The sequence below is a fragment of the Anaerobacillus alkalilacustris genome, from assembly GCF_001866005.1.
GTDB classification, from domain to species: domain Bacteria; phylum Bacillota; class Bacilli; order Bacillales; family Anaerobacillaceae; genus Anaerobacillus; species Anaerobacillus alkalilacustris.
Genome location: NZ_MLQR01000050.1, coordinates 280,681 through 300,838 on the forward strand (window position 1 = coordinate 280,681; position 20,158 = coordinate 300,838).

Consider the following 20,158-nt stretch of genomic DNA (forward strand, 5'->3'; position numbering starts at 1 on the left):
GCACCTCCAACAAAAATGTATTCTATTAAACTGTTGCCTCAGTAAATGTACGAACATCAACAAACTTACCAGCTATTGCTGCTGCCGCTGCCATTGCCGGACTAACTAGATGAGTTCTTGCACCTTTTCCTTGGCGACCTTCGAAGTTTCGGTTTGAAGTAGAAGCACAACGTTCTCCTTCTGGTACGAAGTCAGGGTTCATGCTTAAACACATACTACAACCAGACTCACGCCATTCGAAGCCAGCTTCTAAGAAAACTTGATCTAAACCTTCTGCCTCAGCTTGTAATTTGATTTTCTGCGAACCTGGAACAACCATTGCTCGTACTCCTGGTGCTACTTTTCTTCCTTTTGCTACTTGCGCTGCTGCACGCAAGTCACTCATTCTAGAGTTTGTACATGAACCAATAAATACATGTTGAATCTCAATATCAGTAATTGGTGTATTAGGTTCAAGACCCATGTATTCAAGTGCTTGCTCTACAGCTTTTTTATCAACAGCATTTGTAGCATTAGCAGGATTAGGTACTACTCCATTAATACCAATTCCTTGTGAAGGATTTGTTCCCCAAGTTACTTGTGGCTCAATTTCAGATGCGTCTATTTCAACTGTTTGATCATAAGTAGCTCCTTCATCGGTAGCAAGGGCTTTCCACTCTGCAACAGCTTTTTCAAACGCTTCTCCTTGTGGAGCATATTCTTTTCCTTTTAAGTATTCGAAAGTTACTTCATCTGGGCTTATTAAACCAGCTTTTGCACCTGCTTCAATACTCATATTACAAATAGTCATACGTTCTTCCATAGTCATTTTACGAATAGATTCACCTGTAAATTCGATGACTGAACCAGTTCCAAAATTAACACCATATTTAGCAATAATTGCTAAAATAACATCTTTAGCTGTTACACCTATAGGTAAGTCACCTTTTACATGTACTTGTAACGTTTTTGGCTTTGATTGCCATAATGTTTGTGTACTTAGTACATGTTCTACTTCACTTGTTCCGATTCCAAACGCTAATGCACCAAACGCACCATGAGTTGACGTATGGCTATCTCCACAAACAATTGTTTTACCTGGCTGAGTTAGACCTAATTCAGGACCGATTACATGAACAATCCCACTATCAGGGCTGTTTAAATCAGCAATTTTAATTCCAAATTGATTACAGTTCTCAGACAAGGTATCCATTTGCTTTTTGGCAATTTCATCAGTGATTGTATAACGGTTTAGCGTTGGAACGTTGTGGTCCATTGTTGCAAACGTCAAATCAGGACGACGAACTTTTCTTCCCTTTAAACGTAATCCCTCAAAGGCTTGAGGTGAGGTAACTTCGTGAACCATATGAAGGTCGATGTATAATAGAGTAGGTTTACCTGTTTCATCAACAACTGTATGCTTATCCCAAATTTTTTCGATGATCGTTTTTTTACTCATCATGATCCTCTCCCATTCTAATGTAAAAAGAAAATGTAGAATTATTGAAGGCGCTACTTAAAAGCAGCGCCTTCAAGCTAATTCTTAATTCTACATCTCTTTTCTACATTTTAATTTGTTACTGCTAATTGAATATGTTCGATAACTTTTTCAGTCATTTCTTCTGTACTTAACACTGGCTGTCCTTTTTCTGCAATATCTCCTGTACGGTATCCTGCTTCCAAAACTTTCGAAACAGCAGTTTCAACAGCATCCGCTTCCTCTTGCATTAAAAACGAGTAACGAAGTAACATTGCAACTGATAAAATCGTTGCTAATGGATTAGCCAAGTTTTTCCCTGCAATATCCGGTGCAGAACCATGAATTGGTTCATAAAGCCCTGGTCCATTTCCATTAATACTTGCAGATGGTAACATCCCTAGAGAACCTGTTAGCATTGATGCTTCATCACTTAAGATGTCACCAAACATATTTTCAGTTACTACAACGTCAAATTGCTTAGGATCTCTGATTAGCTGCATCGCAGCATTGTCAACTAACATATGTTCTAACTCTACATCAGGATAATCTGCGTGAACAGCGATTGCAATCTCACGCCAAACTCTACTTGATTCAAGAACATTAGCTTTGTCAACAGATGTCACTTTTTTACGACGTAGGCGAGCTAATTCAAAAGCTTGCCTAATAATTCGTTCAATCTCGTAATTCTTATAATAAAGAGTGTCGACAACTGACTCTCCATCATTTTCTTGTCGTCGCTCTTGAGGTTGACCGAAATATAATCCGCCCGTTAATTCACGAACGATCATTAAGTCTACACCTTCAATAACTTCTTTCTTTAAGGTTGAAGCATCTAATAAGCTTTTGTGAGCAGTGACCGGTCGTAAGTTAGCATATAATTCTAACGCTTTACGGATACCTAGTAGACCTCTCTCCGGACGCATATGTCCTGGAAGTGTATCCCACTTTGGTCCACCTACTGCTCCTAACAAAACACCATCACTTTTTTTACAAAGGTCAATTGTTTCTTGAGGAAGTGGTGTTCCTTCTTCGTCTATCGCCACTCCACCTATTTTGGCATTCAGGTACGTAAATTGGTGGCTAAACTTTTCGGCAACAGTATCTAATACTTTCTGCGCTGCTTTGATAACCTCAGGACCAATTCCGTCGCCAGGTAACACTGTTATTATTTTATTCATTTTTGTTCCCCCTTTAACATCACAACTGAACTGTTTCTGAACATTCTTCCTTTGATTTGCGATTTAAAACACGATTAATCGCGTTTACGTATGCTTTTGCTGAAGCCTCTAAGACATCATTAGCCGTTCCTCGTCCACTTGTCTCTACTTCTTTAAACTTAACTTTTACGTAAACCTCCGCAAGTGCGTCTCTACCACCACTTACCGATTGAATACGGTAATCTAATAATTTAACTGGAGATTCAATCATTCTCTCAAGAGTATTGTAAATGGCTTCTACACTCCCAGAACCCGTTGCAGCTTCTTGAAGTTCTTCCCCTTCTGGAGTCTTCAGTGTGATTGTCGCAGTTGGGATATTATTAGTACCGTAGTTGACTTGAAGCTGTTCAACTTTATAATAAGCTACACTACTCGCTACTCTTTCTTCAGTAAGAAGCGCAAAAATATCATCTTCTGTTACTTCTTTCTTTTTATCCGCTAAATCTTTAAAGGCAGCAAAAAGGCGATTTAATTCTTCCTCTTTTACGTTATAGCCAAGTTCCTTAACCTTTTCTTTAAACGCATGGCGACCTGAGTGCTTTCCAAGTACCATTCGATTTGAAGTAACCCCAACTAGTTCTGGTGTAATAATTTCGTAAGTGGTTTTTTCTTTTAATACACCATCTTGGTGAATCCCAGATTCATGAGCAAAAGCATTCGCACCTACAATTGCTTTATTTCCAGGCACAACCATACCTGTAAGCTTACTTACAAGGGAACTTGTTCTTTTGATTTCATTTAACTTTAACCTTGTTTCAGCGTTGTAATAATCACCACGGATTTTGAGAGCAACTGCGATTTCTTCTAAAGATGCATTCCCTGCTCGCTCTCCAATACCATTGATTGTACACTCCACTTGCCCTGCTCCATGTTCAACTGCCGAAAGAGAGTTTGCTACAGCCATACCCAGGTCATCATGACAGTGAGTAGATAAAATAGCTTTATCTATATTCGGAACATTATTTTTTAAATAAGAGAATATTTCTCCAATTTCACGTGGAGTAATATAACCGACTGTATCAGGAATATTAATGACAGAAGCACCTGCATCAATAACTTCCTTTATAATACGAACTAAAAAATCTAGATCAGATCGACATGCATCTTCAGCAGACCATTGAATATGCGGAAAATATTTCGCTGCATAACGAACAGATTGAACAGCTGCTTCAACCACTTCATCAGGGGTTTTCTTTAACTTATGTTTCATATGAATAGGTGAAGTAGCAATAAATACATGTAGTCTTGGTTCGACTCCACCTTTTAGCGCTTCCCAAGCCGCATCAATATCTTTTTTAACCGAACGAGATAGTCCTGTTACAGAACAACCTTTTATTGTGTCTGCAATTGCTTTTACCGAGCGAAAATCCCCAGGGGATGAAGCGGGGAAACCCGCTTCAATAATATCAACGTTTAAACGCTCCAATTGCCTTGCAATCTCTAATTTTTCTTCAAAATTAAGATTTACTCCAGCTGATTGTTCACCATCTCTTAATGTCGTATCAAAGACATTAATTTTTCCCACTTGTGACCACGTCCTTGTGCTTTGCCTTTACGAAAGGCATCATTTCACGAAGTTCTTTTCCTACCACTTCGATCGGATGTTGTTTTTCTCTAGCATTGATTGCGTTAAATTCAGGACGATTTGCTTGGTTTTCTAGGATCCAACCTTTCGCAAACTTACCTGTTTGAATGTCTGTTAAAATATCTTTCATTGCTTTCTTTGTATCTTCAGTTACTACACGTGGTCCCGAAACAAAGTCTCCCCATTGTGCAGTATCTGAAATTGAATAGCGCATACCTTCTAATCCACTTTCATACATAAGGTCTACAATTAGTTTTAATTCATGTAAACACTCAAAATATGCCACTTCTGGTTGGTAACCAGCTTCTACTAATGTTTCGAACCCAGCTTTTACTAATGCAGAAGTTCCTCCACATAACACTGCTTGCTCACCGAAAAGATCAGTTTCAGTTTCTTCTTGGAATGTAGTTTCAAGAACACCAGCACGAGCTGAACCAATTTGCTTTGCATATGCTAATGCTAACTCTTTTGCATTTCCTGTAGCGTCTTGGTATACAGCGATTAATCCTGGTACTCCAGCTCCTTCAGTATACGTTCTACGAACTAAATGACCTGGACCTTTTGGAGCTACAAGGAATACGTCAACATTTGCAGGTGGTACGATCTGACTGAAGTGAACGTTAAAACCATGTGCAAAAACTAACGCTTTTCCTTCTTTTAAATTTGGTTCAATTTCTTCTTTATAAATCTTTGGTTGGTACTCATCAGGTAAAAGTACCATGATAAGATCAGCTTGTGCTGCAGCTTCATTTACAGAAACAACAGTATGACCGTCTGCTACAGCTTTGTCCCAAGATCCACCTTTACGTAATCCAACTACTACGTCTACTCCACTTTCTTTTAAGTTTAAAGCATGAGCATGACCTTGTGATCCATAACCAATTACTGCTACCTTTTTACCTTGTAGTACTGCTTCATTTACATCACCATTATAATAAACCTTTGCCATTATTAAACAACTCCTCTAATTTTATTATTTTAAATTTATAATTTTGAAATTAAGAAAGTGAGAGTACCATGTGATGTTTCACAATTTCCTTACAAATTCCTAATTAATTAAAACTACTCTTTGGTCATTATTTGACACTTTCTGCCCCCGTTTAAAGGCTGTAATACCAGTTCTTGCTAACTCTTTGATCCCGTAAGGGTGTAGTAAATCAATAAGTGCTGCTATTTTTTCTTGATCACCAGTGACTTGGACAGTCATACTCTCTTTTCCAACATCAATAATTAAAGCACGAAATGGGTTAATTACTGCTGCGATCTCACTTCTTTGTTGAGCCGTACTAAACACTTTTATAAGTGCTAGTTCTCTTGAAACTATTGACTCATCTGTAATATCAGAAACTTTGAGCACATCTATTTGTTTATTTAATTGTTTTATAACTTGCTCTATACTTTGCTCACTATCAACAACTACTACAAAAGTCATTCTAGAAATTGCTGGATTTTCAGTGTGCCCTACCGTAATACTTTCAATATTGTAGTTTCTTCTAGCAAACATTCCAGTCACCCGGTTTAATACACCTGAAACATTATTTACAGTTGCTGTTATTATTCGTTTCATAATGGTTTCACCCCAATCATTTCGTGTAGTCCTTTACCTGGTGCCACCATTGGGTATACATTTTCTCTAGATGCTACTCTAAAATCAACTAAAACTGGACCATCATGAGCAAGCATCTCTTCAACTGCTTTATCCAAATCACCCACACTATCCACTCTCATACCTTTTATGTCATAAGCTTCGGCAAGTTTTACGAAGTCTGGTTGAACAGGGAATAAAGAGTTTGAATAACGTTCTTCAAAAAACAGTTGCTGCCATTGTCGAACCATTCCTAAGGAAGCATTATTTACAATTACTAGTTTTACTGGAAGTTTCATTTCTTGTAAAAGTGATAGCTCCTGCAGAGTCATTTGGAACCCAGCGTCTCCCATGAATGCTATAACCGGAGTATTAGGTTCAGCTATTTGTGCTCCAATTGCAGCCGGGAAACCAAATCCCATGGTTCCTAAACCACCTGACGTAACCCAACGATTTGGTTTTTTAAATTTAAAAAATTGTGCTGTCCACATTTGATGCTGTCCAACATCTGTTGTTACAATAGCTTCACCTTTTGTTTTTTCGTAAATACGCTCAATTAGTTGTTGTGGTTTTATTACTGATGTATCTTCTGTGTACCATAACGGATACTCTTGTTTTAACCGTTTTAAATCTTCGACCCAAACTGAATTTTGTCCTTTGACACCATTTTGGCTAATTAATTCTTTTAGCGCTTCTTTTGCATCTGAAACAATCGGAATTTGAGTTTCAATATTTTTCCCAATTTCGGCTGGATCAATATCAATGTGTGCAATTTTAGCATTTGGTGCAAACTTCTCAAGGTTTCCTGTTACCCTATCATCAAAACGGCTACCTATACTAATTAACAGATCGCACTCGTAAATAGCCATGTTTGCTGTGTAAGTTCCATGCATCCCAGCCATTCCTAAAAACAATTCATGATCACCTGGAAATGCTCCTAATCCTAAAAGGGTACTTGCAATAGGTATTTGCTGTTGCTCAACATACTTTAACAGTTCATCAGTTCCTTTAGCATGTAACACACCGGCACCAACTAAGATAACTGGTTTCTTTGCACTACTTACTGCTTCTACAAGTTTTCTAACTTGTAACTTATTAGGCATGATCGTAGGCTGGTACCCTGGCAAATCAACTGCTTTACTATAATCAAACAAACCTGTTTCCAGTGAAACATCCTTTGGTAAGTCAATTAATACAGGGCCTGGTCTCCCAGTTGTCGCAATATGAAATGCTTCCTTAATTATTCTCGGTAAATCATTTACGTTTCGCACTTGATAACTATGTTTTGTTATCGGCATTGTAATACCTACTACATCAGCTTCCTGAAAGGCATCTGTACCAATTACAGAACTTGCAACTTGACCAGTAAAAACAACTAATGGAAGTGAATCCATCATGGCATCTGCAATTCCCGTAACCACATTAGTAGCTCCTGGACCAGATGTCACGACTACAACACCTGGTTTTCCAGATACTCTTGCATATCCTTCTGCTGCATGAATTGCGCCTTGCTCATGCCTTGCTAAGATGTGACGAATTCCATCCTTATAAATTTGATCATAGGCTGGTAAAATTGCTCCACCCGGGTAACCAAAAATCACATCTACTCCCTCTTGCTTTATTGCTTCGATCAGCATTGATGAACCTGTCATCATTTGATTTTCTTTTTCAACAATTGCTTCTTTTTTCCTCAACTTGGTACTCATTTTTATCCCCCTAACAAGTTGATTTTATTTATACAGCTATTTTGGCTGTTCATCCTTACAATTTTTTAGAAGGGAGGTGACAACATTATTTTGCAAAGTTAAACATTATTGTTATAATATCCAACTTTTCTCATACCATCAAAATCCCTTTTGATAGTAAAAATAAAAAACCTTCTCACCCCTATAAATAAGCAAAATATGCTTTTAGTAAGGGGTGAAAAGATTTCTTTCCACGGTACCACCCTTTTTCATGGTTAATTTTACAATTAACCACCTCAGGAACGATTTTATCGTTCAGTTTTGATAACGAGTGACGGTATCACTCGACCAATACTATTCGGAAACTATAAATTCCTTTCATATTGACACTCAGAGGTGAGTTCGTAATAAGGGGTATCACCGTATTCACAGCGGCAACGGCTCTCTGTAGATACCAACACTTAAAACTACTTTTCCTCTTCGACGTTTTATTGTATAAAATTTTTATATTTTCATTACCCCACCTGTATTAGCCGAGGTTACTAGTTTAGAATAACGAGCTAAATATCCTTTTTTTACCTTCGGCTCTGGTTGAACCCAAGATTTCTTTCTATTTTCTAATTCTTCGTCGGAAATATCTAAGTTAATTGTACGATTTGGTAAATCAATGATAATTCTATCTCCGTTTTCAATAAAAGCTATCGGGCCGCCCTCTGCTGCTTCAGGAGAAATATGTCCAATAGAAATTCCCCTCGATGCTCCAGAGAACCTTCCATCAGTAATTAAAGCAACATCCTTACCTAATCCTCTACCGATAATTGAAGATGTAGGAGCAAGCATTTCTGGCATTCCAGGACCACCTTTCGGACCTTCATAACGGATGACAACTACATGGCCAGCTTTTACGGAACCATTTTCAATTCCCTCTAATGCTTCATCTTGTGAGTTAAAGACAATAGCTTTACCATCAAACGTTTTAATGCTTGAATCTACTGCCCCAACCTTTATTACTCCACCATCTGGTGCAATGTTTCCAAATAATATTGATAATCCACCAATGGTGCTATATGGATTATCTTTGCGACGAATAACTTCATCATTTGTAATTTCAGCATCTTTTACATTTTCATAAATTGACTTCCCAGTGATTGTAATACGATCAGGGTGAATTGCCCCTTCTATGGTACACAATTCCTTAATGATAGCACTAACTCCACCAGCATTATGCACATCTTGCATTGAATAATCAGATGCCGGACTTATTTTGGATAAATATGGAACACGCTCTGCAACCTCATTTATTCGCTTCAAGTCATATTCGATTTCAGCTTCATTAGCAATAGCTAATGTATGAAGAACTGTATTTGTAGAACCTCCCATTGCCATATCTAAAGCGAAAGCATCATCAATAGCTTCTTTCGTAATAATATCTCTTGGGCGGATATCTTTTTCAATTAAATTCATTAAGTGTTTTGCAGCATCTTTAATCAGTTTTTTTCTGTCTTCAGAAGTTGCTACGATTGTTCCGTTTCCTGGCAATGCCATCCCAACCATTTCCATAAGACAGTTCATAGAATTTGCTGTAAACATCCCAGAACACGATCCACATGTTGGACATGCAGACGTTTCAATCTCCAAAAGCTCTTCTCGAGACATTTTTCCTGATTGGAATGCTCCAACGCCTTCAAAAACGGATGCTAAAGATAAACTCTTCCCATCTTTTGTACGCCCAGCTTCCATTGGACCTCCTGTTACAAAAACAGATGGGACATTTGTGCGAACAGCTGCCATTAACATTCCAGGGGTGATTTTATCACAGTTTGGGATGTAAAAAACTCCGTCAAACCAATGAGCATTTATAACTGTTTCAGCTGCGTCACAAATTATTTCTCGTGAAGGTAGTGAATATCTCATGCCGATGTGACCCATCGCAATTCCATCATCTACACCAATTGTATTGAATTCAAAGGGTACTCCACCTGCTTCTCTGATAGCTTCTTTAACTACCTCAGCAAATTTATTTAAGTGAACGTGACCTGGAATGATATCGATATATGAATTACAGACACCAATAAATGGTTTATTCATATCTTCATCCTTTACACCAGTTGCTCTTAATAAGCTTCTGTGTGGCGCACGGTCTATACCTTTTTTAATCATATCACTTCGCATAATATCTACATCCCCTAGTATACTTGTTGTTTTATCCTCTTGGATTAGTTCTTCTTTTGTATAAACTTTAGCTACATAAACATCATGTCTTATTTAAATCCATAAAACAAATGCTCAACTTCTTCAGTAAACGCAAATATAGTAATTGCCTAATTTGTGATAAAAACTTTTAAACTTTTTATAGGGTTACCATTAGTGTACCTTATTAGACTGAAGATGATTATAATAAAAAACTATTCAAAGATAACGTTGAAGGATATTTATTACCATTCGCTCGTCTTATTGTTTGAATTTTTTGACTTTTGTGAATATAAATATAGAATAACATTTTTATTTGTATCTTGTTAATTTTTCTTACAGATAAAACTTATGGTTAGTTCTTTATTTTTTAGTATTTGAGGATTATAATACGCTTTTTAACCTCAGGGGTCAACCACTTTTTTTAAAATAATTAGATAATTTTGAACACTCTCTCCGGGTGTATACGCTTACACCTTTGTGAATAAAAGGATTTCGCTTTTTTTGAAAATAAAGTTTTTTTAAATTAATAATTTAAATATTAAATTGATCACTTTTAATAATTTTTGTTAATATAGGTAACAAACTTTTGAACTGGAATTTATATTAGTAGAATACCTTTTTTTTACAAAAATATAACTGCATTTTATCAAGGGTAAGTACTAACATGACATTACCTTCAATCCAACGCTCCCTTCAAGATCCATGGTCTAATTTTTCTAGTAAGGGGAGCTAGTAGCCAAACTAAGCCTAATGAATTAGACTTCGCTCTCTGACTAGAAGAAGGAAGCTTCCTAACTCAGATAAGGTTATAGTTTGATTTCTAGCCCTAAACGACTTCGTTTCCTTAATCACGGAAACAAAAATGGTCATGAGGATTATAATGTATGATTAGTTAAGTTATTATAAAACATTGGAGCACGTCTTATTTTTACTCACCCCCACTGCCCAAATTTACTTTATGCAAAAACAAGAAAAGCACAAGCGCCTTGGTCACGAGCAGCTGCTCCTGTGCCACTCCGTTTGCTCAAGAGCAAAGCCGCTCTTTGACTTCTTACGTTTACGTGCTTTAGCGTCTTCTAGCATAGCTTCGTAGCAAGCTTCCTCGAAGCAGTGTTTTGTGCGACGAGTAACCGCAGGAGCAATTGTTTTCCGTGCGACGAGTAACCGCAGGAGCAAAGCTGCATGAAGCTAATCGACGAAGGATCTCAAGCAGTAATCGAAGTCCGTTTCTTGACTGAAGTGACCGAGCTCGTAGGCTGCTTGCGCTAGACAGTTTCCAAGTTAGAAATTTATAAATTCTGATAAAAAAAAAAAAGCTTAGATCTATTGTTATAGATTTAAGCTTTTGATTATGTATAAATGGCGTCCCAGGAGAGATTCGAACTCCCGACCGACGGCTTAGAAGGCCGTTGCTCTATCCTGCTGAGCTACTGAGACACGATTGTGGAGCGGGTGATGAGAATCGAACTCACGACATCAGCTTGGAAGGCTGAGGTTTTACCATTAAACTACACCCGCAGTTTTATTTAATCATATATTTTTTTCGTTCACGCAATTTGGCCTTATCATGTCTCTTTCTCTTCCTGATCATTCATAGAAGTTTTTGCGTCGAGACAACTCGCTGTCTTTTCACAGATGTTACGCTCATGACTGAGGTTTTACCATTAAAATACACCCGCATTATTAACATCTTTTATTCGTCATGTGCTTCAATACAATTATCAGCGACAAAACATATTATATAACTCCGCACACAAAATGTCAATATGATTTTAAACGTAGCGACTATTTTTTTCTCACTAAAACTTTTGTTAGTCGCTACGTTTATATTACACTAATTGGAAACTATTTTTCAAGTCTTGTATTTCATTTCCGTTATGATCAAAAAAAGTTATATAGGCTGTATCTTCTTTGAAATCAATAACGACATAGCTTCTTTCCATCCGTTTTCTAGGCAAACGAAAACTTCCAGGGTTTATATAAACTACTCCATTTTCTTGAAACGCAACAGCTATGTGTGAATGGCCAAAACAAACTAGTTTTGCCCCTAACTCTTCTGCTCGATAAGAAAGTTTAACCGCCGATTCCTTAACATTATAACAGTGACCATGTGAAACAAATATATTTATTCCAGATTTCTCAATGTTTATTTCTTCCTGATAGTCATTACCAAAATCACAATTTCCACCTACAATAAGTAAGTTATCATAAGCGGAAAATGCTTTTTTAGGTATTTCAGAATCGCCGCAATGAATCATCAAATCAACTTCACTTTCATATCGATCAAGTAACCCAAACAATTCATCCGTCAGACCATGACTATCACTAATGACAAGAACTTTCATGACAAATCTCCTTTTAAAGTACTGATTGTATTACTTCTTTCAGCTTTTTTAATGCCAATGCTCGATGACTAATTTCATTTTTTTCTTCCTTTGAGAGTTCAGCCATTGTTTTATCCTTTTGCGGGATATACATTATAGGGTCATAACCGAAACCATTTTCACCTTTAGGTTCATAAGTAATTTTCCCTTCACATATTCCGTCAACCAATATAGTATTCTGCCCTGGTATCGATAGTGCCAATGAACAATGAAAACGAGCACCACGCTCCGATTCTTTTACGCCTACTAGTTCATGTAAAACTTTCTCCATATTTGCACGATCATCTTTATTTGGACCTGCATATCTAGCTGAAAAAACCCCAGGCTCTCCATTAAGAGCATCGACAATCAATCCAGAATCGTCAGCTAAAGTTGCTATATTATATAGTTTCGCAATGGTTTCAGCTTTTTTTGTTGCATTATCACGAAATGTTAGACCATCCTCGACTACATCAATAACACTTTCAAAATCAAGTAAAGATTTTACATGAAATCCAAATTGAGAAAATAGTTCCTCAAATTCACGAATTTTCCCTTTATTTTTCGTCGCAATTAAAATTTCTTTCAAAAAAGCCACCTACAATTCTTTTTTAGGAAGTACTTTTATTTTATCTGCAAACTCACCAATAGCAGCCCTTTGTTCTATAAATAATTCGTTAATACCCTTTTGGGCTAATTCTAACAATTGATTAAGTTGATCTCTAGAGAAAGTTGCCTCTTCACCAGTTCCTTGCAATTCAACGAATTGACCACTACCAGTCATTATTACGTTCATGTCAACATCCGCACTTGAATCTTCTATGTAATTTAAATCAAGAATTTCTCCCAGCTTCTGGTCAATTCCAACCGATACAGCTGCTAAGTAATCTTTAATTGGGAATTTATCAATTTTACCTGAAGCCATACATTTTTTTACCGCTAATACTAATGCGACAAACGCTCCGGTTATAGAAGCCGTTCTAGTACCACCATCAGCCTGTATCACATCACAATCAATCCAAATTGTCCGTTCACCTATTTTCTCTAAGTCAACAATTGACCTTAATGCTCGGCCAATTAATCGTTGTATTTCCATAGTTCTCCCGGTAACTTTGCCTTTCGAAGACTCCCGAATATTTCGTTGTTCTGTCGCTCTTGGTAACATAGAATATTCTGCGGTAATCCAACCTTTACCTTGATTACGTAGAAATGGTGGAACTCGATCTTCAATACTCGCTGTGCATATAACTTTTGTATCACCTATTGTAATTAACACTGACCCTTCTGGGTGTTTAATAAAATCCGTTTCTATACGAACCGGTCTAAGTTCATCTAATTGACGTCCATCAACACGCATCCATACTCCTCCTTTATTTCATTCAAATTCTATCATACCAATGTTTAAGTTTTTCTACAAACCTTATATCATATATATATTTTCTCTAATATTCCTATTAAATAGTCATTACTAGTTAGGCACAGTTTATATGTTATGCAAAATCCAAGTTACTAGATCATCTTTATTCCCGCCCTCAAAAGTGGTAAAGAACGTTCTGATTTAAAGTTATTCGTAAACGAAATGAGGTGTCTTAGCTTAGACACCTCACAATTTACCTGTCAGTATTTACCTGAATTCACTTTAAGTGGTCTCGATACAGGTTCTGACAACAACTCTCCTGTAGCCATTTGTACTTCACTTTCACCATTAACTTCAATTGCTACTTTTTCAACACCACTTTGCTCAGTTAATGATAATACTAGAAGGTTTAAAACTTCGTCACTGATGGCTGTTCCTTCATTATGATTTAAGACCGCTTCATTAAAGTTTACAGTAACCACACCATTTGTATATCGCGGTTCTTCTAGTAATTCAACACCAGATCTGAAATCAGTTAGCAATCTAGAAAAGCTAGAAGGTCCCATTAAAAGCTGCGAAATAACTGCTGTTAATTGATCTTCTTTTGCGTTAACTCTTCTAGTCACAGGAACATAATAAACATTATCACCATTTTGCGCTAAAAAATATACTGTTACAGCCTTACTATTAGTTACGTCTACTACATTCTCCATTTCAAGATTTATACCATTTAAACGACTTAAACCTTCACCAATAGGTGTTTCATTTACAGGCATTACTTCTTGATCATAACCATTAATACGTATCTTTACAGCTTCTACACTATCAAATTGAGTTAACGTCCATGTGATTGCTTGAAGGAGCTTTAGTTCATCTTCTGGACGATACTCTTTAAATTGCTCAGAAAAGTCCGCAATGGCTATCCCGTCTTTAATATTCACTCCATAAATTTCAGTTCCAGCTGGAATTACTGCTTGAAAACCATTTGGTAAAAACTGTGTTACAGGACCGTCTTTCACTAAATATTCCAACGCTTGTTTTGCAACACCTTCAGTTTTAGGTAATGCTAACGTTTGTGGTGCCACTAATCCATTTTGATCAAGTAAGTATAGCTCTCTCATAGTTTCTTCATTCACCGTATCAGAATTTGTTTCTTCAGTATCCATTTCCTCCATGCTAAATTCGAAGGAAGTGCTTTCGTCAACATAACTGATAGGTGGCGGATCAGTTTCATCCATTATTTCATTTGCCCCAAAGCTACAACCGGATACAAGAAATGCTAGTGCAATCAGCACTGGAACTCCTGTTTTGAAACTTCTATGCATACTTTTCCCTCCTTAGGTGGTTTGTACTATTATGTATACGAGTTATTTTTATTTTTAGACCAACCCATTGGGGAAATTTATTCTTTAAAAGGTATTCTATTAAATCAAAAAAGCCCTTCTCAAAGGACTTTTTACGTAAGTTTTATAGTAGTAACTAAAGGTACATTGGTTTCTAACCAGTTTTGAGCGAAGTTTTTAAAGCGGGTTTCTTCACCTGTTGTATAAAAAGTATGATTAGGTCTTCTATTACCAGTGTAGAGAATTCCTTTATGATATAAAAGTGCACTTACTTCTCGAGCGGTTTCATTCCCAGAAGAAATAATCTCAATTTCATTACCCATCACTTCTTGAATTACTTCACTTAGAAGTGGGTAATGAGTACAACCTAGAATAAGCGTATCAATGTTAGTCCCTTTAAGTGGAGTTAAACTTTTAGAGACAGCATCATAAGCTTCTTGGCCGTTAAATGCCCCCTTCTCTACAAGGGGAACAAAAAGTGGACAAGCTAAACTTTCAACTTTTACTTTATTATTAATGCTTGTAAGTGTTTTTTTGTATGCTCCACTCTCAATGGTACCAACTGTTCCTATTACTGCTACATGATCATTTTTTGTAACTTTTAAGGCAGAAATAGCTCCAGGGTGAATAACACCGATAACAGGAATAGATAATTTACTTTTTGCTTCTTCTAATACCACCGCTGTAGCAGTATTACATGCAATAACTAACATTTTTATTTCTTTTTCAAGTAAGTAATTTATCATTTCCCAAGTGAATTTTCTAACTTCTTCCTGCGGTCTAGGGCCGTACGGACAACGAGCTGTATCCCCAATATATAAAATCTCTTCTTTAGGAAGTTGACGTAACATCTCTTTAACTACCGTTAAGCCTCCTATACCCGAATCAATAACTCCTATTGCTCTATTCAATGCTCTCCCTCTTTTTCGCCTCTTAAATTATTACTCTCTTTTCATTTCTTGATAAAGGTGACTTAAGTTTTGTTCAAGTACATTAACTTCTTCTTCCGACAAATGTTTAAGTACATCATTCAAATAGTCTTGACGCTTAATAATGACTTGCTCAATAATTGTGGCACCTTTTTTTAGTAAATGTATTCGAACAACCCTTCGATCATTTGTATCTTTGACTCTCTCGACTAACTCATTTTTTTCCATGCGATCAACTAAATCTGTTGTTGTGCTACACGCTAAATACATTTTGGTAGATAATTCACCAATTGTCATATCTCCATATTCATGAAGCCACTGCAATGCTACGAATTGTGGTGGGGTAATAGGAAATTGCGTTAATATTTCTCTCCCCTTTTGTTTTACTATATCAGCAATCATTCGTAATGATTTTTCGATATGCACCACTTGCTCCATTTCTTTATTTAGTTTTTCTCCCATACTGTACCTCCTTAATTGGATAATCACCAGTTCGACATATTATGTTTTCATTTTCCTTGTTTTTTATCATAATTTCAAGTCTTCTACCGTAATCATTTCCCCAAAAATTTTATCCTACTCTTGAGGCGTAGTAAACCACCACCTCAAAACGTAAGAAAATCGAAAAGTTTAGGTATGGGATTAACTGCCACTAAAGATCCGATATAGAATAATCTTCATCAGTGAAAGCTAATGACTAGTTATTCTTATTCCTGTGGTATAAGTTAAACAACAATCACTGTGAGATGAAGGAACTCCACTGATTAAAGTACAACTTTATACAGTTTTTGGAAAGTACCCCTTGCCAAAACTGGAATTTATTTATATTAAGTACAGGACGTAGAGTTTACTACGGAAGGTAAAATAAAGGAGCTATAAATTTATAGCCCCTTTAAATGGTAAATTACTTAAGAACTTTAGTTTTAACTAACTCTTCAACTTCTGTTGCAGTGCTTAGCATTAAAGCTTCCTTCGCAACATTTTCCAACTCTTGTTTAGAAAGTTTTGCAATTAACGATCGAGCAGGTAAAATCGAAGTTGCACTCATACTAAATTCGTCTAGACCTAGACCTAAAAGTAGAGGAATAGCAATTTCGTCTCCTGCCATCTCGCCACACATTCCTGCCCATTTACCTTCTTGATGAGCCGCCTTAATAACAGAACTTACCAAACGTAAAACCGCTGGGTTATATGGCTGATACAAATATGAAACTTGCTCATTCATACGATCAGCTGCCATTGTGTATTGAATTAGATCATTAGTACCGATACTAAAGAAATCCACTTCTTTTGCAAAAATATCAGCAATCACAGCAGTAGATGGAATTTCAACCATCATCCCTACTTCAATTGTTTCTGAAACTTCTACTCCATTAGCTTTTAACTTTTCTTTTTCATCATTAAGAATTGCTTTAGCTTCACGTAACTCTTCAAGAGTAGCAATCATCGGGAACATAATTTTTAGATTTCCATAATGACTTGCTCGAAGAAGAGCTCGTAACTGCGTGCGGAAAACGTCCTGTTCTTCTAAACACAAGCGGATCGCTCTGTATCCTAAGAACGGGTTCATTTCTTTTGGCAATTCTAAGTATGGCAACTCCTTATCTCCACCAATATCTAAAGTTCGGATAACAACAGGTTTCCCTTCCATCTTTTCAACAACAGTTTTGTAAGCTTCAAACTGTTCATCTTCTGAAGGAAGTTCATTTCTACCCATATATATAAACTCAGTACGATAAAGACCAATTGCTTCTGCACCATTATTAATAACACCATCAAGATCATTTGGCGTACCAATATTAGCAGCTAATTCTACATGATGCCCATCTTCAGAAAGAGTCTTCTCGTTAACAAGCTTTGCCCACTCTATTTTTTGAGCCTCAAAACCTTCTCTTTTTGCTTCATATTCTGAAACTTCTGCATCTGTTGGATTAACGATTACATTTCCTTCTATACCATCTACAATAACAAGTACTCCAGCTTCAATTTGTGTCGTAGCCTCTTTCGTACCTACTACTGCAGGAATTTCTAATGAGCGAGACATAATCGCTGAATGCGATGTTCTCCCACCGATATCAGTCGCAAACCCTTTCACATAATTGCGGTTTAATTGAGCTGTATCAGACGGTGTTAAATCTTCACCAATGATAATAACCTCTTCATTAATACTTGCTAGAGATGCTGTTTGAACACCTAGCAAATGACCAAGGACACGTCTAGAAACATCACGAATATCGGCTGCTCGTTCTTTCATATATTCATTATCCATGCTTTCAAACATAGTAATAAACATTGAAGAAACATCATCCATTGCACTTTCAGCATTAATATTTTCAGATTTAATTTTATCCTTTACAGCATCAACAAGCTCAGGATCACTTAAAACGAGTAGATGCGCTTCAAAAATCGCAGCCTTATCATCACCCATTTCTTGCTTAGCTGTTTCTTGAATAACTTTTAATTCTTTTTTTGATTGTTCTAGAGCTAAATCAAGTTTACTTACTTCTGCATCAGTATTATCAACCGATTTTCGTTCAACTGTTAGATCTGGATTCTCCAATTTAAACGCTTTCGCAATGGCAATCCCGCTAGAAGCGCCAATACCTTTAATTAGTTTTGACATTACTCTCCTAGACCACCTTTAATTACTTCTTCGATAGCAGATAAAGCTTGATCAGCGTCAGATCCTTCCGCTTTAATTGTTACATCAGCACCTTGTCCAACTCCAAGTGACATAACACCCATGATAGACTTTAAGTTAACTGTTTTCTCTTTGTATGTTAATGTGATGTCAGACTGAAATTGCCCTGCTTTATTTACTAATAACGTTGCTGGTCTTGCATGAATTCCCGTATCTGCTGTAATTTTAAAAGTTTTTTCTGCCATTTAAAACACTCCTTAATAAAATTAATAAATTTTTTATTGAACTTCGAAACTAACCTATATAAATAATTCAAAAAAAGTTAGAGTCAAAAGTTTTAACAAAACCCTTGTATGTAGCTCGTTTACAAAACAAAAGACATGGGTAAAGTTAAACATGACGAAAAAATAGATGATTCTAATAATAGAATTCCCCATATTATCGTACATATATACAACTTTACTCATGCCTGATCGGATCAGTAACACGTAAATTTTGTTCTGTTGCTACAAATTATAGCACAATTCAGCAATTGTTATCAATAGCTTTAGTTGAAAAATAAAGACGTTTACATTTAAGAAAAGCGCAAGCGCCTTGATCACGGGCGAAAGGCACAGGAACGCCTTTGACAGAAGCCGCTCTTTTGCTTCCTACGTGCTTCTGCGTCTGACAGCTTTGCTTCGAAGTAGGCTTCCTCGAAACAAAGTAGCATGGAGCATCATCAAAGAAGCAATCCAGGCAGTCAGTGAAGTCAGAAACTTGACTGAAGTGACCGAGCTCGTAGGCTGCTTGAACTGGACAGTTTCCAAGTTAGAAATTTATAATTTCTGATTACATAAAAAATACGGAGATAACAAGTATCCAGAAGACTGGAATAATTTGTGCAAACTACTCAGAAGAATTACTGGGAAGAAATTTTCATAAGTTATATGAACTGTTTCGTGCATGTATTTAAGTATCTGTTTATAAATTTCCTGGTGATTAGTGAAATGATAGATAGGCTTAAATATGATAATGTACCTCTAGGATTTAATGAAAAGGATGTTATATCAAAAATAAAAAACGAGGCAATTTCTTTTTTGAGGTTAGATGTTTAGTATTTTAAACAACTGGCAATGGGGGCAGGTTTCTACCTTGGGGACAAAGTTCGCTTTCTTGCGGACACAGAAGCCCTTATTTTGCTGATTTTGATCATATTCTTGTTTAAAAGGTCACCAGGTTCCTTATTTCATAAAAATCTACTAAAAAAGAAGTAAAACTAGCCAAATAGCGAACCTGGTGTCCTCTTACTTTGATAAAACACTGGTTTGTTCACAAATAACGGCTCTCTTGTCCGATATAAATATAATAAGAAACTCACATGATTTTCCACTCACACCCCCGGATGAAAATATTTCTTCCGGGGTTTTTGCTTCTCCCTCCTCGTCTATACTTATAAAGCTATGGAAAGTAAGTTTACGTGCGCTTTAATGGTGGTTTAACCCTGTATAAGAAACTGTTTGGAATTTGCCTTGTGGACACCCCCTTGTTGACTCTTCGTTTCTTGAGGATGATCACGTACAGAAAAATGCTGTTTGACCAAGCTTATTCCACTTTCCATAGACTATATTTGGAGGTTGATCCCCTTGAATATTCTATTAACCCATTGTGCTGGTGTAAGCATTTAAGGGCACAAGCTCTTGTTACTTCCCAAATTACTATGAACGGATTTTCATCATAATTTTTAGGTTTCTCTGATAAGAATGATAAATTCATAAGGTCTCCTCCGCTCTTTTATCTAAGTTCTTCATAGTTTCATCAT

General features: G+C 36.6%; 16 protein-coding genes, 2 tRNA genes and 1 other annotated feature. All 18 genes read right to left on the reverse strand.

Annotation, left to right across the window (positions count from 1 at the left end; all coding sequences use genetic code 11):
* Positions 1-25 precede the first annotated feature (25 nt).
* Positions 26-1,438, reverse strand: coding sequence for a 3-isopropylmalate dehydratase large subunit (gene leuC / locus BKP37_RS18875; RefSeq protein ID WP_071311174.1), 1,413 nt, complete (start codon positions 1,436-1,438; stop codon positions 26-28).
* A 110-nt stretch (positions 1,439-1,548) separates the two neighbouring features.
* On the reverse strand, positions 1,549-2,637 hold the full coding sequence (gene leuB, locus BKP37_RS18880; protein WP_071311175.1) for a 3-isopropylmalate dehydrogenase: 1,089 nt from the start codon (positions 2,635-2,637) through the stop codon (positions 1,549-1,551).
* Positions 2,638-2,656: 19 nt separating this feature from the next.
* On the reverse strand, positions 2,657-4,201 hold the full coding sequence (locus BKP37_RS18885) for a 2-isopropylmalate synthase (RefSeq protein WP_071311176.1): 1,545 nt from the start codon (positions 4,199-4,201) through the stop codon (positions 2,657-2,659).
* Positions 4,188-5,210, reverse strand: coding sequence for a ketol-acid reductoisomerase (gene ilvC, locus BKP37_RS18890; protein ID WP_071311177.1), 1,023 nt, complete (start codon positions 5,208-5,210; stop codon positions 4,188-4,190). Before ilvC ends, BKP37_RS18885 begins: the two co-directional genes overlap by 14 nt.
* A 99-nt stretch (positions 5,211-5,309) precedes the next feature.
* On the reverse strand, positions 5,310-5,828 hold the full coding sequence (gene ilvN / locus BKP37_RS18895) for an acetolactate synthase small subunit (protein ID WP_071311178.1): 519 nt from the start codon (positions 5,826-5,828) through the stop codon (positions 5,310-5,312).
* Positions 5,825-7,552 (reverse strand): acetolactate synthase large subunit, encoded by a 1,728-nt coding sequence (gene ilvB, locus BKP37_RS18900; RefSeq protein ID WP_071311179.1) that lies wholly within the window; start codon positions 7,550-7,552, stop codon positions 5,825-5,827. Before ilvB ends, ilvN begins: the two co-directional genes overlap by 4 nt.
* 207 nt (positions 7,553-7,759) lie before the next feature.
* Positions 7,760-8,024 (reverse strand) — a binding site (T-box leader).
* 11 nt (positions 8,025-8,035) lie between these two features.
* Positions 8,036-9,703 (reverse strand): dihydroxy-acid dehydratase, encoded by a 1,668-nt coding sequence (ilvD, locus tag BKP37_RS18905; protein WP_071311180.1) that lies wholly within the window; start codon positions 9,701-9,703, stop codon positions 8,036-8,038.
* 1,381 nt (positions 9,704-11,084) lie between these two features.
* Positions 11,085-11,161: transfer RNA gene (locus BKP37_RS18910), tRNA-Arg, on the reverse strand.
* 7 nt (positions 11,162-11,168) lie between these two features.
* A tRNA-Gly gene (locus BKP37_RS18915) sits at positions 11,169-11,242 on the reverse strand.
* A gap of 311 nt (positions 11,243-11,553) precedes the next feature.
* Entirely contained in the window at positions 11,554-12,069 is a 516-nt protein-coding gene (locus BKP37_RS18920) for a metallophosphoesterase family protein (RefSeq protein ID WP_071311181.1), read from the reverse strand.
* A 13-nt stretch (positions 12,070-12,082) separates the two neighbouring features.
* Complete coding sequence (locus BKP37_RS18925) at positions 12,083-12,676, reverse strand: XTP/dITP diphosphatase (protein ID WP_071311182.1); 594 nt, start codon at positions 12,674-12,676, stop codon at positions 12,083-12,085.
* Between the two features lie 9 nt (positions 12,677-12,685).
* Positions 12,686-13,444, reverse strand: coding sequence for a ribonuclease PH (gene rph / locus BKP37_RS18930; protein ID WP_071311183.1), 759 nt, complete (start codon positions 13,442-13,444; stop codon positions 12,686-12,688).
* 260 nt (positions 13,445-13,704) lie between these two features.
* On the reverse strand, positions 13,705-14,769 hold the full coding sequence (locus BKP37_RS18935) for a GerMN domain-containing protein (RefSeq protein ID WP_071311184.1): 1,065 nt from the start codon (positions 14,767-14,769) through the stop codon (positions 13,705-13,707).
* Positions 14,770-14,900: 131 nt separating this feature from the next.
* The gene (racE, locus tag BKP37_RS18940; RefSeq protein ID WP_071311185.1) at positions 14,901-15,698 is read right to left on the reverse strand and encodes a glutamate racemase; all 798 of its coding nucleotides are present in this window, start codon (positions 15,696-15,698) and stop codon (positions 14,901-14,903) included.
* Between the two features lie 30 nt (positions 15,699-15,728).
* Entirely contained in the window at positions 15,729-16,178 is a 450-nt protein-coding gene (locus tag BKP37_RS18945; protein WP_071311186.1) for a MarR family winged helix-turn-helix transcriptional regulator, read from the reverse strand.
* 442 nt (positions 16,179-16,620) lie between these two features.
* Positions 16,621-18,339 carry a phosphoenolpyruvate--protein phosphotransferase gene (gene ptsP / locus BKP37_RS18950; protein ID WP_071311187.1) on the reverse strand — a complete coding sequence of 573 codons (1,719 nt, stop codon included), beginning with the start codon at positions 18,337-18,339 and terminating at the stop codon, positions 16,621-16,623.
* Positions 18,339-18,602 carry a phosphocarrier protein HPr gene (locus BKP37_RS18955; protein WP_071311188.1) on the reverse strand — a complete coding sequence of 88 codons (264 nt, stop codon included), beginning with the start codon at positions 18,600-18,602 and terminating at the stop codon, positions 18,339-18,341. The genes ptsP and BKP37_RS18955 overlap by 1 nt, the downstream gene beginning before the upstream one ends.
* 1,339 nt (positions 18,603-19,941) lie before the next feature.
* Positions 19,942-20,112: a hypothetical protein gene (locus tag BKP37_RS20265; protein ID WP_169823181.1), complete on the reverse strand. Its 171-nt coding sequence runs from the start codon at positions 20,110-20,112 to the stop codon at positions 19,942-19,944.
* Positions 20,113-20,158: the final 46 nt, after the last annotated feature.